The 13727-nt window shown below is 59.7% G+C and carries 12 protein-coding genes; 10 read left to right on the top strand and 2 right to left on the bottom strand.

The genetic code is table 11. The annotated features are described in order from the left end of the window. Positions 1-3 precede the first annotated feature (3 nt). From ACA056_RS28580 to ACA056_RS28570, 3 genes are all read left to right on the top strand, one after another. On the top strand, positions 4-1086 hold the full coding sequence (locus tag ACA056_RS28580) for a 5-(carboxyamino)imidazole ribonucleotide synthase (protein WP_403099900.1): 1083 nt from the start codon (positions 4-6) through the stop codon (positions 1084-1086). A gap of 107 nt (positions 1087-1193) precedes the next feature. Next, positions 1194-1439: a GlsB/YeaQ/YmgE family stress response membrane protein gene (locus ACA056_RS28575; RefSeq protein ID WP_033059272.1), complete on the top strand. Its 246-nt coding sequence runs from the start codon at positions 1194-1196 to the stop codon at positions 1437-1439. An 88-nt stretch (positions 1440-1527) separates the two neighbouring features. Further along, positions 1528-2064: a DUF3299 domain-containing protein gene (locus tag ACA056_RS28570; RefSeq protein WP_497269456.1), complete on the top strand. Its 537-nt coding sequence runs from the start codon at positions 1528-1530 to the stop codon at positions 2062-2064. A gap of 136 nt (positions 2065-2200) precedes the next feature. Here ACA056_RS28570 and ACA056_RS28565 read toward each other — a convergent pair whose 3' ends face one another. Together ACA056_RS28565 and ACA056_RS28560 are read right to left on the bottom strand one after the other, a co-directional pair. Continuing rightward, the gene (locus tag ACA056_RS28565) at positions 2201-3100 is read right to left on the bottom strand and encodes a D-hexose-6-phosphate mutarotase (protein WP_497269454.1); all 900 of its coding nucleotides are present in this window, start codon (positions 3098-3100) and stop codon (positions 2201-2203) included. Between the two features lie 57 nt (positions 3101-3157). Further along, complete coding sequence (locus tag ACA056_RS28560; RefSeq protein WP_003177184.1) at positions 3158-3562, bottom strand: acyl-CoA thioesterase; 405 nt, start codon at positions 3560-3562, stop codon at positions 3158-3160. 363 nt (positions 3563-3925) lie between these two features. Between ACA056_RS28560 and ACA056_RS28555 the strand changes: the two genes are divergently transcribed. The 7 genes from ACA056_RS28555 (at position 3926) to ACA056_RS28525 (ending at position 13510) form a co-directional block, all read left to right on the top strand. Beyond that, complete coding sequence (locus tag ACA056_RS28555; protein ID WP_497269452.1) at positions 3926-5224, top strand: MFS transporter; 1299 nt, start codon at positions 3926-3928, stop codon at positions 5222-5224. 243 nt (positions 5225-5467) lie between these two features. Beyond that, positions 5468-6466, top strand: a complete 999-nt coding sequence (locus ACA056_RS28550) for a phosphate ABC transporter substrate-binding protein PstS family protein (RefSeq protein WP_497269450.1) — start codon at positions 5468-5470, stop codon at positions 6464-6466. 160 nt (positions 6467-6626) lie between these two features. After that, the gene (locus tag ACA056_RS28545) at positions 6627-8909 is read left to right on the top strand and encodes an ABC transporter permease subunit (RefSeq protein ID WP_497269448.1); all 2283 of its coding nucleotides are present in this window, start codon (positions 6627-6629) and stop codon (positions 8907-8909) included. A 15-nt stretch (positions 8910-8924) separates the two neighbouring features. Further along, the gene (gene pstA, locus ACA056_RS28540; protein WP_497269446.1) at positions 8925-10595 is read left to right on the top strand and encodes a phosphate ABC transporter permease PstA; all 1671 of its coding nucleotides are present in this window, start codon (positions 8925-8927) and stop codon (positions 10593-10595) included. A 130-nt stretch (positions 10596-10725) separates the two neighbouring features. After that, complete coding sequence (pstB, locus tag ACA056_RS28535) at positions 10726-11559, top strand: phosphate ABC transporter ATP-binding protein PstB (RefSeq protein WP_461956351.1); 834 nt, start codon at positions 10726-10728, stop codon at positions 11557-11559. Between the two features lie 71 nt (positions 11560-11630). Further along, positions 11631-12392, top strand: coding sequence for a phosphate signaling complex protein PhoU (phoU, locus tag ACA056_RS28530; RefSeq protein WP_008150055.1), 762 nt, complete (start codon positions 11631-11633; stop codon positions 12390-12392). A 167-nt stretch (positions 12393-12559) separates the two neighbouring features. Then, on the top strand, positions 12560-13510 hold the full coding sequence (locus ACA056_RS28525; protein ID WP_497269443.1) for a response regulator: 951 nt from the start codon (positions 12560-12562) through the stop codon (positions 13508-13510). Positions 13511-13727: the final 217 nt, after the last annotated feature.

Below are 13727 nucleotides of genomic sequence, written 5' to 3'. Positions count from 1 at the left end.
ACGATGAAGATCGGTGTAATCGGTGGCGGCCAGTTGGGTCGCATGTTGGCGCTGGCGGGCACTCCGCTGGGCATGAACTTCGCTTTCCTGGACCCCGCGCCGGATGCTTGCGCAGCCGCGTTGGGCGAACACCTGCGGGCCGATTACGGCGATCAGGATCACCTGCGTCAGCTGGCCGATGAAGTCGATCTGGTGACTTTCGAGTTCGAAAGCGTCCCGGCCGAAACCGTGGCCTTCCTGTCGCAATTCGTCCCGGTCTACCCGAGCGCCGAAGCCCTGCGCATCGCCCGTGATCGCTGGTTCGAGAAGAGCATGTTCAAGGACCTGGGGATTCCCACCCCGGCGTTCGCCGACATTCAATCGCAAGCCGATCTGGACGCTGCCGTGGCTTCCATCGGTCTGCCGGCCGTGTTGAAAACCCGCACCCTGGGTTACGACGGCAAGGGCCAGAAGGTTCTGCGCAAGCCTGAAGATGTCGTCGGCACGTTCGCGGAACTGGGCAGCGTGGCCTGCCTGTTGGAAGGCTTCGTGCCGTTCACGGGTGAGGTCTCGCTGATCGCTGTGCGGGCTCGCGATGGCGAAACCAAGTTCTATCCGCTGGTTCACAACACCCACGACAGCGGCATCCTCAAACTGTCCGTGGCCAGCACCGATCACCCGCTGCAAGCCTTGGCGGAAGACTATTCCAGCCGTGTGCTCAAGCAGCTGAACTACGTTGGCGTGATGGCGTTCGAGTTCTTTGAAGTCGACGGTGGCCTCAAGGCTAACGAGATTGCTCCGCGCGTGCACAACTCAGGTCACTGGACCACTGAAGGTGCCGAGTGCAGCCAGTTCGAAAACCACCTGCGGGCCGTTGCCGGTCTGCCGCTGGGTTCGACGGCCAAGGTCGGCGAGAGCGCGATGCTCAACTTCATCGGTAAAGTGCCGGAGACCGAGAAAGTCCTGGCCATTGCCGATTGCCATCTGCATCACTATGGCAAGGCGTTCAAGGTCGGTCGCAAGGTCGGTCACGCCAACCTGCGCTGCGCCGACAAGGCCACGCTGGAGCAGCAGATCCTCAAGGTCGAAGCGCTCATCGCCGAATAGTTTCATGTGGCAGCGGCGGAACCATTCAGGGCCCGCCGTTCTCTCATGGCAGGATGCCAAAGTCTGACTAGGCTTTCGCATAGCCAAACCAATCAGAGGGAAATGCCATGGGAATTATTGGAACCATCTTTATCGGCTTGATCGTCGGCCTGCTGGCTCGGTTCCTGAAACCGGGCGATGACAGCATGGGCTGGATCATGACCATCCTGCTCGGTATCGGCGGTTCGCTGGCGGCCACTTATGGCGGCCAGGCTCTGGGCTTCTATCAGGCCGGCCAAGGCGCAGGCTTCCTTGGTGCGCTGGTGGGCGCCGTGATCTTGCTGGTGATCTACGGCTTGATCAAAAAGAACTGATTCAGGCGACAAAGCCCTCTCTGCTGCGCAGCCGGGGAGGGCTAGAATGCTCGGCGTTGCATAGTCCTATTCTTAACCGAGCACCTCCATGCGCCGTCTTTTGCTGACTTTCCTATTACTGGGTACGGGCCTTGCCCACGCCGGCGAACTGCCGGAAACCGACTGGCTCGAACTGATGCCAAAGTCGGACCAGAAAGCCCTCGAGGCCATGCCTGAAATCGACCACAACTCCCCCGAAGCCAATGGCACCTTTACCGAAAAAGGTGGCATGAAGCAGAGCAGGGGCTTGCCGGCGGTGATGTATTCGACCAAAACCGTGCCGTCGATGAACGACAAGAACATCCGCATCGGTGGTTATCCGGTGCCGCTGGAGTCCGACGCCAAGGGCCACAGCACACTGTTCTTCCTCGTGCCGTATCCGGGCGCCTGCATCCACGTGCCGCCGCCGCCACCTAATCAATTGGTGCTGGTGCGTTATCCGAAAGGTTTGAAGCTGAATGACATCTATACACCGCTGTGGGTGACCGGCACGCTGAAGATCGAGAAGGTCAACAACGACCTGGCTGACGCAGCGTATGCGCTGGATGCGGCGAAGGTGCGGGTGGTGAAAGAGTCGGATCTGTAACAGCGCCAGTTGGCTCGATACAAAAAACTGTGGGAGCGAGCTTGCTCGCGATGAGGCCATAACATTCAGCATCTATGTTGACTGTTATACCGCCATCGCGAGCAGGCTCGCTCCCACATTGGTTTTGTGGTGTTGCTTAGAGAGGTTTGCTGCCTATGCTGACGCCGAGGGTATGGCTCGCACCTGGCGCCAGCGACACCACATCATCCATCACGTTCGCCGTTTCAATGCACAGCATGCGCTGCCAGCCATCGTCGGCCATGTCACTGAACGCTGCGGCGCGTTCGATCCACGGGTTCCAGATCACCGCCGTGCGCGAACCGCTGCTGGTCAGCTCGATGCGCCGTTCCCAGGCCGGATCGACAATGCTCAGCTTCGCCGGGGTATTGAGATAGATACGATCGGTCTCGCCGACAAAACGCAGATCGCCGGTCTGAATGACGGTTTTCCAGTCGTCCAGGGTTTCGATGTAACTCAAGCCATCCAGCCCTTCGACATGCACTTCGCGTACATCGCTGACCGCGAAGTAACTGTGCAGCGCCTGGCTGATGGTGACGTTGTAAGCGCCCTGGTTATGGCTGGTCAGACTGATATGGAGTTGCTCATCCAGGCGAATGCTCAGCTTCAAATCCACTTGATGCGGCCAGCCTGGCAAGCCGCCTTCAGGGTAAGGCAGAACAAACTCCACCTTGAGGCTTTCGCCCTCGGTTTCAATGCCGCCCAGTTCCCAGTCCATCGCCCTTACCAGCCCGTGGGCGGTCGGCGCTTCGTTGCTGACGCGCATGGCCTGAACGCTCTGCGGGTTGCGCGGCAGATTGCCGAACCATGGCCAGCACACCGGAACCCCGGCGCGGATGCTCTTGCCAGTCTTGAACACCGCTTCGTCGTTGAGCCAGATCAGCGGCGGTTGACCGGCCACTTGATAACTGAGGATGTGCGCGCCCTGCTGGGCAACCAGCAGTTCGGCCTGACCGTGGCGGATACGCCAGCAGTTCAGTTCATCCAGTTTCACGGCTTCAACGTTGGGCGTGCTCATGGGGCAACTCTCGATCAGGAACAATGACTGCAATGGACCGCAGAAAGGGCGCAGTGTTTAACGAGCTCTAGGCGGAACCGAACGGGTGCGACCGCTGCCGTCGATGGCGACGAACACAAACACGGCTTCAGTCACTTTACGCCACTCGCTGGACAGCGGATCGTCACTCCAGACTTCGACCATCATCTGAATCGAGCTGCGGCCGATTTCCAGCGCCTGGGTATAGAAGGAGAGCTGAGCACCCACCGCTACCGGAACCAGAAACGCCATGCGGTCGATCGCAACCGTAGCCACGCGGCCACCCGCGACTTTGCTGGCCATTGCGGTGCCGGCCAAATCCATCTGCGACACCAGCCAACCGCCGAAAATATCGCCAAAGCCGTTGGTTTCGCGAGGGAGCGCGGTAATTTGCAGGGCAAGGTCGCCTTGCGGGATTGGATCTTCTTGTTCGAGCTCTATCATGCCGGGGGTGCCTCTGACCCGTGACTCTTCATAGGTGTAGCGGGTGAATAGCCGTCTTGGAAAAACGATTCAGCCCCGAACATACTACGTTCGTCACGTTTTTCGTAAGGCGCCTAAAGGGAAACTCTGCGAAATCGGCTGACGGGTGCCAACGACGTTTTCGCACAGCAACCCCTTACAAGCAGGTGCAGGATTGCGAGTATATCGATCGGTAGACTCCGAGACGACCGTCCGGTTCTCATTTCGACCGTCAATTACGCACCTCTATGTGCTTTTTCGAACAATTTGCTATCGTGCCGGACCTGCCCAAGCCTCAGCCAGCGTTGTTGGGGTTGCAGATCCGACTATAAGAGAAGCCTTGCCATGACCACAGCGCCCTCGAGCATTGCGCAGTCCACTCAATCCGCACGTCCGCTGACCCGCAGCGATTACAAGACTTTGTCGTTGTCTGCCCTGGGCGGTGCGCTGGAGTTTTACGACTTCATCATCTTCGTGTTCTTCGCCACGGTGGTCGGCAAGCTGTTCTTCCCGGCCGACATGCCCGAGTGGCTGCGCTTGATGCAGACCTTCGGGATCTTTGCCGCCGGCTACCTGGCGCGGCCACTGGGCGGCATCGTCATGGCGCACTTCGGCGACCTGCTGGGACGCAAGAAGATGTTCACCCTGAGCATTTTCATGATGGCGGTGCCGACCTTGATCATGGGCCTGCTACCGACTTACGCGCAGATCGGCATGTGGGCGCCGATCCTGTTGCTGCTGATGCGGGTGATTCAGGGCGCTGCGATTGGCGGTGAAGTGCCGGGCGCGTGGGTATTCGTTTCCGAACACGTGCCGCAGCGGCACATCGGCTACGCCTGCGGCACCCTGACCAGTGGTCTGACGGCTGGCATCCTGCTGGGCTCGCTGGTCGCAACCGCGATCAACAGCATTTACACCCCGGTCGAAGTCTCGGATTACGCCTGGCGGATTCCGTTCCTGTTGGGTGGCGTATTCGGCCTGTTCTCGGTTTACCTGCGCCGCTGGCTGCACGAGACCCCGGTATTCGCCGAGCTGCAACTGCGCAAGGCCCTGGCAGAAGAAGTGCCGCTGCGCGCCGTGTTGCGCGACCATCGCGGGGCGATCCTGATTTCCATGCTGCTGACCTGGCTGCTGTCCGCCGGCATCATCGTGGTCATCCTGATGACCCCGACCGTGCTGCAGACCGTCTACCACTTCTCGCCAACCACCGCGTTGCAGGCCAACAGCCTGGCCATCGTGTTTCTGAGCGTGGGTTGCGTGGCTTCCGGCGCGTTGGCTGACCGTTTCGGCGCTGGCCGGGTGTTCGTATTTGGCAGTGCCGCGTTGTTGCTCAGTTCGTGGACCTTCTATCACAGCCTGTTCAATCACCCCGACTGGTTGTTCCCGATGTACGCCCTGACCGGTCTGCTGGTCGGGACTATTGGTGCGGTGCCATACGTGATGGTCAAAGCCTTCCCGGCGGTGGTGCGCTTTAGCGGGCTGTCGTTCTCCTACAACCTGGCCTACGCCATCTTCGGCGGCCTGACCCCGATGGTTGTCACCCTGCTGCTCAAGGAAAGCCCGATGGGGCCGGCCTATTACGTGGCGATCATCTGCGGTGTCGGGATTCTGGTGGGTGCTTATCTCTGGAAGAAGGGCCGCTAAGCCGACCTTTTTCATCGCCTGTACGGGCCCCATCGCGAGCAATCTCGCTCCCACATTGGTTCTGTGTTCGCCGCAGAATCCCTGTGGGAGCGAGCTTGCCCGCGATGAAGGCGACTCGAAATATCCTGCAAAAAAGCCGAATGCTGGCCTTTCATCCAATTGTCATATTTCAGCCATAGAGTGTTCACACGGCCTGCTGATACTTGGCCCCGACTTAACACACCTATCTGCTAGGAGTAAGGCATGAAACTGAAGCGTTTGATGGCGGCAATGACTTTTGTCGCTGCTGGCGTTGCGACTGCCAACGCGGTTGCCGCTGTTGACCCTGCTATCCCGAGCTACACCAAGACCACTGGTGTGTCGGGCAACCTGTCCAGCGTCGGCTCCGATACCCTGGCCAACCTCATGACCCTGTGGGCTGAGAACTACAAAAAAGAATACCCGAACGTAAACATCCAGATTCAGGCTGCCGGTTCTTCTACCGCGCCACCTGCGCTGACTGAAGGCACCGCTAACCTGGGCCCGATGAGCCGCAAGATGAAGGACAACGAGCTGCAAGCCTTCGAAACCAAATACGGCTACAAGCCAACCGCTATTCCGGTTGCCGTGGACGCCCTGGCTGTCTTCGTACACAAAGACAACCCGATCCAGCACATGACCATGGAGCAAGTCGACGCGATCTTCTCCTCGACTCGTCTGTGCGGTGCTAAAACCGACGTGAAAACCTGGGGTGATCTGGGCGTGACCGGCGACCTGGCCAACAAGCCGGTTCAACTGTTCGGTCGAAACTCGGTATCCGGCACCTACGGCTACTTCAAAGAAGAAGCCCTGTGCAAGGGCGACTACAAGCCAAACGTCAACGAACAACCAGGCTCGGCTTCGGTCGTGCAGTCGATCAGCTCCTCGCTGAATGGCGTTGGTTACTCGGGCATCGGCTACAAGACCGCTAGCGTGAAGACAGTTGCACTGGCCAAGAAAGGCAGCACTGAATTCATCGAAGACACCGAAGAAAACGCCCTGAACGGCAAGTACCCGCTGTCGCGCTTCCTCTACGTTTACGTCAACAAAGCACCGAACAAGCCTCTGGCCCCGCTGGAAGCCGAGTTCGTGAAACTGATTCTGTCCAAGCAGGGTCAGGAAGTTGTAGTGAAAGACGGCTACATCCCACTGCCGGCCAAGGTTGCTGCAAAAGCACTGGCTGACCTGGGTCTGCAAGAAGGCGGCAACGTCGCAAAGAAGTAACACCCTGAGTCCGGGATGATTTCCGGACTCCAGTGGGGGCGGGTACGCCCGCCCCCACACACCGCTAATTTTCTATCCACTGCCAGTTAACGCTGGCGGCGGATTTGTTGCGTCACTGCATTGTCATCTTTCTGTCATACAGGATCGCTAGGGTGTGCGCATGACTGATCTGGCCAATTCCACCATGACTACAAATCCCCCCAAGCGAATTGACTTCAATACGCCTGAGCTGCAACGCAAGCGCCGCATCCGAGCGCTCAAAGATCGCCTGACCCGTTGGTACGTCCTCGTTGGCGGCCTCGCCGTTCTTGGCGCGATCACGCTGATCTTTTTCTTCCTCGCCTACGTCGTCGCGCCGCTGTTCCAGGGTGCCGACCTGACGGCAAAGGACGCCATCACACCTGCCTGGATGCAAGACGCCGGCAAGCCGTTGATGATCTCCCTGGAAGAACAGAACCAGGTCGCCATGCGGGTTTCCGACAAGGGCCAGGCGTTGTTCTTCGATATCGACAGTGGCGCCGAACTCAAGCGCGTCGATCTGCCGATCCCGGCGGGCACCACGGTCACGTCCATTGCTGAAGACCAACCCGGCCATCCGCTGGTAGCGGTTGGCTTGTCCAACGGTCAGGCGCTGGTGTTCCGTCACACGTACAAGGTCAGCTACCCGGACGGCAAGAAGACCATCTCGCCAGCCATCGAGTACCCGTATGGCGAAACCCCGATTGCGCTGAACGAGGCGGGCGGTGCGCTGGAGCATGTCAGTCTCAACGCCACCGATACGACCCTGATGCTGGTCGGCTCCACCGGTTCGCAACTCAATGTCCTGTCGCTGACCAGCGAAGAAAACATGATGACCGGCGAAATCACCAACGAGCAGAAGCGCATCGATCTGCCGCAAATGACCGAGCCGGTGAAAAACATCTTCGTCGACCCACGTCAGCAGTGGCTGTACGTGATTAACGGTCGTGCTCAGGCCGACGTGTTCAGCCTGCGCGACAAGAGCCTCAACGGTCGCTACAAATTGCTGGAGAACGGTGAGGCCGAAATCACCGCTGCCACCCAACTGGTGGGCGGTATCTCGCTGATCCTCGGTGACTCCAAAGGTGGTCTGGCCCAGTGGTTCATGGCTCGTGACCCGGACGGCGAACTGCGTCTGAAGCAGATTCGTACCTTCCAGATGGGCACTACGCCGATTGTTGAAATCAGTGCTGAAGAGCGTCGCAAAGGCTTCGTAGCCCTCGACGCATCCGGCAAGCTTGGCGTCTTCCACAGTACCGCTCACCGCACGTTGCTGGTCGATCAGGTGGTGGAAGGCCAGGGCGTTTTCGGCATGTCGCCGCGTGCCAACCGTATCATCGTCGAGGCTAACGGTAAGGTGCAGCCGCTGCTGCTGGACAATCCGCACCCGGAAGTTTCGTGGAGCGCGTTGTGGAGCAAGGTCTGGTACGAGAACTACGACGAACCTAAATACGTCTGGCAATCGACCGCTGCAAACACTGACTTCGAACCGAAGATGAGCTTGTCGCCGCTGACCTTCGGTACCCTGAAAGCCGCGTTCTACGCCATGCTGTTGGCCGCACCGCTGGCCGTCGCTGCTGCGATCTACACCGCGTACTTCATGGCCCCAAGCTTGCGCCGCAAGGTCAAACCGGTGATCGAGCTGATGGAAGCGATGCCGACGGTGATCCTCGGTTTCTTCGCCGGCCTGTTCCTCGCGCCTTATGTGGAAGGGCATTTGCCGGGCATCTTCAGCCTGCTGATGCTCTTGCCGATTGGCATCCTGGTCGCCGGTTTCGTCTTCAGCCGCCTGCCTGAGTCCATCCGCCTGAAAGTGCCGGACGGCTGGGAAAGCGCGATCCTGATCCCGGTGATTCTGTTTGTGGGCTGGTTGTCGCTGTACATGAGCCCGTACATGGAAACCTGGTTCTTCGGCGGCGACATGCGCATGTGGATCTCCCACGACCTGGGCATCACCTACGACCAGCGCAACGCTCTGGTAGTCGGTCTGGCCATGGGCTTCGCGGTGATCCCGAACATTTACTCCATCGCCGAAGACGCCGTGTTCAGTGTGCCTCGCGGCCTGACCCTCGGCTCTCTGGCGCTCGGTGCCACGCCGTGGCAGACCATGACGCGGGTGGTGATCCTCACCGCCAGCCCGGGCATCTTCTCGGCGTTGATGATCGGCATGGGCCGTGCGGTCGGTGAAACCATGATCGTGCTGATGGCCACCGGTAACACGCCGGTCATGGAAATGAACCTGTTCGAAGGCCTGCGCACCCTGGCCGCCAACGTCGCGGTGGAAATGCCCGAATCGGAAGTCGGCGGCAGCCACTACCGCGTGCTGTTCCTCTCGGCACTGGTGCTGCTGTTGTTCACCTTCGTCATGAACACCCTCGCAGAACTGATTCGTCAGCGTCTGCGCAAGAAATACTCGTCGCTTTAAGAAAGGTAGAAGTCTGTGAAACAGAACTCCCTGAAAGGATGGTTCAAGAGCGGCGCCCCAGGCGTCTGGATCAGCGGTGGCGCGGTGTCCATCGCGGTCATCATGACCATTGGCTTGCTGGCGGTGATTGCCGTGCGCGGTCTGGGCCACTTCTGGCCGGCGGACCTGGTGCACGCCAGTTACGACGTGCCGGGCCAGGCCAACCACCTCGTCATCGGCGAAGTGGTGCAGAAAGAAGAAGTGCCGCGCGAGCGCCTGAAAAGCGCTGGCCTGCCGGTGCCCGATCAGGGCCCGGAGTTCATGACTCGCGAGCTGATCAAGGTCGGCAACCGTGACCTGAACGGCAACGACTTCACCTGGATCGTCGGCGAGTGGCTGACAAACCAGAAGACCCCGCCCGAGCTGATGGCCATCGAGCGTCGCGAGTGGGGCAACTTCTACGGCTACCTGGTCAACGTCAAGCAGGACGGCAAGGTCATCGCTGAAGGCGAAGCCGCATGGCCCGAGCTGCAGGCCCGCGTCGCTCGCGTCAACCAGCTCGCGGCCCAGCTCAAGACCCTGGAAAAAGTCGACATCGGCGCGATCAACGCCGGTCTGGAACGTGTGCGTCTGCACGGTCGCAAACTGGAACTGGCCGGCCAGCTCGACGCCGCCGCGCAAGCGGACCTGGAGTCCGAGCGCGCCGAACTGAACGCTCGTTATCAGGACATCGAAGCACGCCTGAACGACCTGCACGCCCAGTTCAACCGCGACAGCCTGACGGCCCGCGATGCCAATGGCAAAGAAATCGAAATCGGCATTGGCAAAGTGGTTCACGCCTTTCAGCCGAACGCCATGGGCACCTTCACCAAGATCGGCTTCTACTTCAGCAAGGTCTGGGAGTTCTTGAGCGACGACCCGCGTGAAGCGAACACCGAAGGCGGGATCTTCCCGGCGATTTTCGGCACCGTGATGATGACGTTGATCATGGCGATGATCGTGACCCCGTTCGGCGTACTGGCAGCGGTTTACCTGCGTGAATATGCGAAACAGAACGCAATGACGCGCTTGATCCGCATCGCGGTGAACAACCTCGCGGGTGTTCCGGCGATCGTTTACGGCGTGTTCGGTCTGGGCTTCTTCGTCTATGTGCTGGGCGGTTCGGTCGACCGGTTGTTCTTCCCTGAAGCATTGCCGGCGCCGACCTTCGGCACGCCGGGTCTACTCTGGGCGTCCCTGACCCTGGCACTGCTGGCGGTGCCGGTGGTGATCGTGGCCACCGAAGAAGGCCTGGCGCGGATTCCTCGCACCGTGCGCGAAGGCTCGTTGGCCCTCGGCGCAACCAAGGCTGAAACCTTGTGGAAGATCGTACTGCCGATGGCCAGCCCGGCGATGATGACCGGCATGATCCTCGCCGTGGCTCGCGCCGCTGGTGAAGTGGCGCCGCTGATGCTGGTAGGTGTGGTGAAACTGGCGCCGTCGCTGCCACTGGATGGTAACTACCCGTACCTTCACCTGGATCAGAAGATCATGCACTTGGGCTTCCACATCTATGACGTCGGCTTCCAGAGCCCGAACGTCGAGGCCGCACGGCCGCTGGTGTACGCCACGGCGCTGCTGCTGGTGCTGGTGATCGCCACGCTCAACCTGTCGGCCGTCTATATCCGTAACCACCTGCGCGAAAAATACAAAGCGCTGGATAGCTGATTTCTTATGTGGGAGCCAGCCTGCTGGCGATGGCATCACCGCGGTTTACAGATTGACCGCGTTGCCTGAATCGCCAGCAGGCTGGCTCCCACAAAAACCGAACCGAATTTGTTAGCACAGGGAGCCTCCCATGCAGCACGAAGCACATACCCACGGCATCAACATGTCTGCGCTGGGTCGCGACAAGCAGAGCCTGAGTCTTGAACAGGAAACCGTGGCCATTGAAGTGCCGGGCTTGAACCTTTTCTACGGCGATAAACAAGCGCTGTACGACGTCAACCTGAACATCCCGAAACAGCGCGTGACGGCCTTCATCGGTCCGTCCGGCTGCGGCAAGTCCACGCTGCTGCGTACGTTCAACCGCATGAACGACCTGGTCGACGGTTGCCGCGTAGAAGGTGAAATCAACCTTTACGGCAACAACATTTACCGTAAGGGCGAGGACGTGGCCGAGTTGCGTCGTCGCGTTGGCATGGTGTTCCAGAAGCCCAACCCGTTCCCGAAAACCATCTACGAGAACGTGGTCTACGGCCTGCGCATCCAGGGCATCAACAAGAAGCGCATCCTCGACGAAGCCGTCGAGTGGGCGTTGAAAGGTGCGGCGCTGTGGGACGAAGTCAAAGACCGTCTGCATGAATCGGCACTGGGCCTGTCCGGTGGTCAGCAGCAACGTCTGGTAATCGCTCGCACCATCGCCGTGGAGCCGGAAGTGCTGCTGCTCGACGAACCGTGCTCGGCACTCGACCCGATCTCCACGCTGAAAGTCGAAGAGCTGATCTACGAACTGAAATCGAAGTTCACCATCGTCATCGTGACCCACAACATGCAACAGGCCGCGCGGGTTTCCGATTACACGGCGTTCATGTACATGGGCAAACTGGTGGAGTTCGGCGACACCGATACCCTGTTCACCAATCCGGCGAAGAAGCAGACCGAAGACTACATCACTGGTCGCTACGGCTAGGAAGCTGTTGTTGCTCACTGAACTGACGCTGCGGTCCACCGCACCTTACCGGACGCTCCAAGGACGCCAACATGATTAGTAAAGAAGGCCTTACCCATCACATCTCCGCGCAGTTCAACGCTGAGCTCGAGGAAGTGCGCAGCCACCTCCTGGCCATGGGCGGGCTGGTGGAAAAGCAGGTCAACGACGCGGTGACCGCGCTGATTGAGGCCGATTCTGGCCTGGCCCAGCAGGTTCGCGAGATCGACGACCAGATCAACCAGATGGAACGCAACATCGACGAAGAATGCCTGCGCATTCTGGCCCGTCGTCAGCCGGCGGCGTCGGACTTGCGTTTGATCATCAGCATCTCCAAGTCGGTCATCGACCTTGAGCGCATCGGTGACGAAGCGACCAAGATCGCCCGTCGCGCCATCCAGTTGTGCGAAGAAGGCGAAGCCCCACGGGGTTACGTCGAGGTTCGCCACATCGGCGACCAGGTGCGCAACATGGTTCGCGATGCGCTGGACGCCTTTGCCCGCTTCGACGCCGACCTGGCGTTGTCGGTGGCCCAGTACGACAAGATCATCGACCGCGAATACAAAACCGCGTTGCGCGAACTCGCAACCTACATGATGGAAGACCCGCGCTCTATCTCGCGGGTCTTGAGCATTATCTGGGTGCTGCGTTCGCTGGAACGGATCGGCGACCACGCGCGCAACATCTCGGAGCTGGTGATTTACTTGGTGCGCGGCACCGACGTGCGGCATCTGGGCCTCAAGCGCATGAAAGAAGAAGTTGAAGGCACAAGTGGCGAAACCGCTAATGTTCCGGGCAAAGCTGACGATAAGTAAGATTGCCTGAGAAAAGCGCCCGGCCTTTTGGCTGGGCGTTTTTGTTTGTGGATTATGAATTCGAAAGCAGCACCCGCGAACGAAAAGTCCCGGCGTGACTGAAGGTTTTTGGCAATGTGCCATCAGCAAAGCGGTATGCTTGCCGGGATTTTTTAAAGGGGTGATGGATGAGTAAGGTCAGTGTGTTGGTCGTGGACGACGCGTCGTTCATTCGTGACCTGGTGAAGAAGTGCTTGCGCAACTACTTCCCGGGGATCCGGATCGAAGACGCGGTCAACGGCAAAAAGGCTCAGGCCGTGCTGGCACGGGAAGCGTTCGACCTGGTCCTGTGCGACTGGGAAATGCCGGAAATGTCCGGCCTGGAGCTGCTGACCTGGTGCCGCGAGCAGGACAACCTCAAGACCATGCCGTTCGTGATGGTGACCAGCCGGGGCGATAAAGAGAACGTCGTCCAGGCGATCCAGGCCGGTGTTTCCGGCTACGTCAGCAAGCCGTTCACCAACGAGCAGCTGCTGACCAAGGTCAAGCAGGCCCTGAACAAGGTCGGCAAGCTCGACACCTTGATGAACAGCGCGCCGACCAAAATGAACTCGGCGTTCGGCAACGATTCCCTGAGCGCATTGACCGGCGGCAAGGCTGCCGTGGTCGCACCCGCCGCGGCGCCGGTCAACCCGTTCGCCAAACCTGTCGCCGCCGCGCCAGCCCCGGCTGCAGCTCCGTCTCGCGGTCTGCTCAACAGCCCGCCGATCAAGCCTCCAGCGTCCTCCGCAGCGCCAACGGGTGGTCGTGGCCAGGGCCAGTTGCGCCTGCCGAACGGCATTGCGCAATGTGTGATCAAGGCCTTGAGCCTCAAGGAAGCACTGCTGGTGGTAAAACGCACCGACACTCTGCCGCAAGTGCTCGACAGCGCCGTACTCGACCTGGAGCAGGGCGATAACGCCGAAACCGCCCGTCTGAACGGCTACCTGCACGCCATCGTCGCCCACGAGCAGAAACCCGACAGCGACTGGTTGCAATTGACCTTCCGCTTTGTCGACCAGGATGCGCAGAAGCTCGACTACATCTCGCGCCTGATTGCCCGTGGCACCGCGCAGAAGCATTTCATACCCGGCGCGTAATCTTCGTCGCCTGACAGGCCGCCTTCGCGAGCAGGTCGAATCGTCGCACCGTCGCTCCCACATTTGAAATGCATTCCAATGTGGGAGCGAGCTTGCTCGCGATGAGGCCTTCGAATTCACCACACATCCGCTGAACTGCCCATTTTGAAACATCTGCCGACTACCCGGGTCCATTGCAGCTGCTAGGCTCCTACCCAGGCCTTACTCGACAGAATCT

The organism is Pseudomonas sp. LBUM1666 (assembly GCF_059695775.1).
Note: the sequence above shows the minus strand (reverse complement) of the source record. Positions and strands in the feature narration are given on the sequence as shown.

What these genes read in the sequence shown, in the direction of transcription:
- ACA056_RS28570 (WP_497269456.1), top strand. Translation starts at nt 1,528, where the DNA reads ATGCGCCGTCTTTTGCTGACTTTCCTATTACTGGGTACGGGCCTTGCC.
- phoU (WP_008150055.1), top strand. Translation starts at nt 11,631, where the DNA reads ATGATTAGTAAAGAAGGCCTTACCCATCACATCTCCGCGCAGTTCAAC.
- ACA056_RS28560 (WP_003177184.1), bottom strand. Translation starts at nt 3,562, where the DNA reads ATGATAGAGCTCGAACAAGAAGATCCAATCCCGCAAGGCGACCTTGCC.
- ACA056_RS28555 (WP_497269452.1), top strand. Translation starts at nt 3,926, where the DNA reads ATGACCACAGCGCCCTCGAGCATTGCGCAGTCCACTCAATCCGCACGT.
- ACA056_RS28575 (WP_033059272.1), top strand. Translation starts at nt 1,194, where the DNA reads ATGGGAATTATTGGAACCATCTTTATCGGCTTGATCGTCGGCCTGCTG.
- ACA056_RS28565 (WP_497269454.1), bottom strand. Translation starts at nt 3,100, where the DNA reads ATGAGCACGCCCAACGTTGAAGCCGTGAAACTGGATGAACTGAACTGC.
- ACA056_RS28580 (WP_403099900.1), top strand. Translation starts at nt 4, where the DNA reads ATGAAGATCGGTGTAATCGGTGGCGGCCAGTTGGGTCGCATGTTGGCG.
- ACA056_RS28550 (WP_497269450.1), top strand. Translation starts at nt 5,468, where the DNA reads ATGAAACTGAAGCGTTTGATGGCGGCAATGACTTTTGTCGCTGCTGGC.
- ACA056_RS28525 (WP_497269443.1), top strand. Translation starts at nt 12,560, where the DNA reads ATGAGTAAGGTCAGTGTGTTGGTCGTGGACGACGCGTCGTTCATTCGT.
- pstB (WP_461956351.1), top strand. Translation starts at nt 10,726, where the DNA reads ATGCAGCACGAAGCACATACCCACGGCATCAACATGTCTGCGCTGGGT.
- ACA056_RS28545 (WP_497269448.1), top strand. Translation starts at nt 6,627, where the DNA reads ATGACTGATCTGGCCAATTCCACCATGACTACAAATCCCCCCAAGCGA.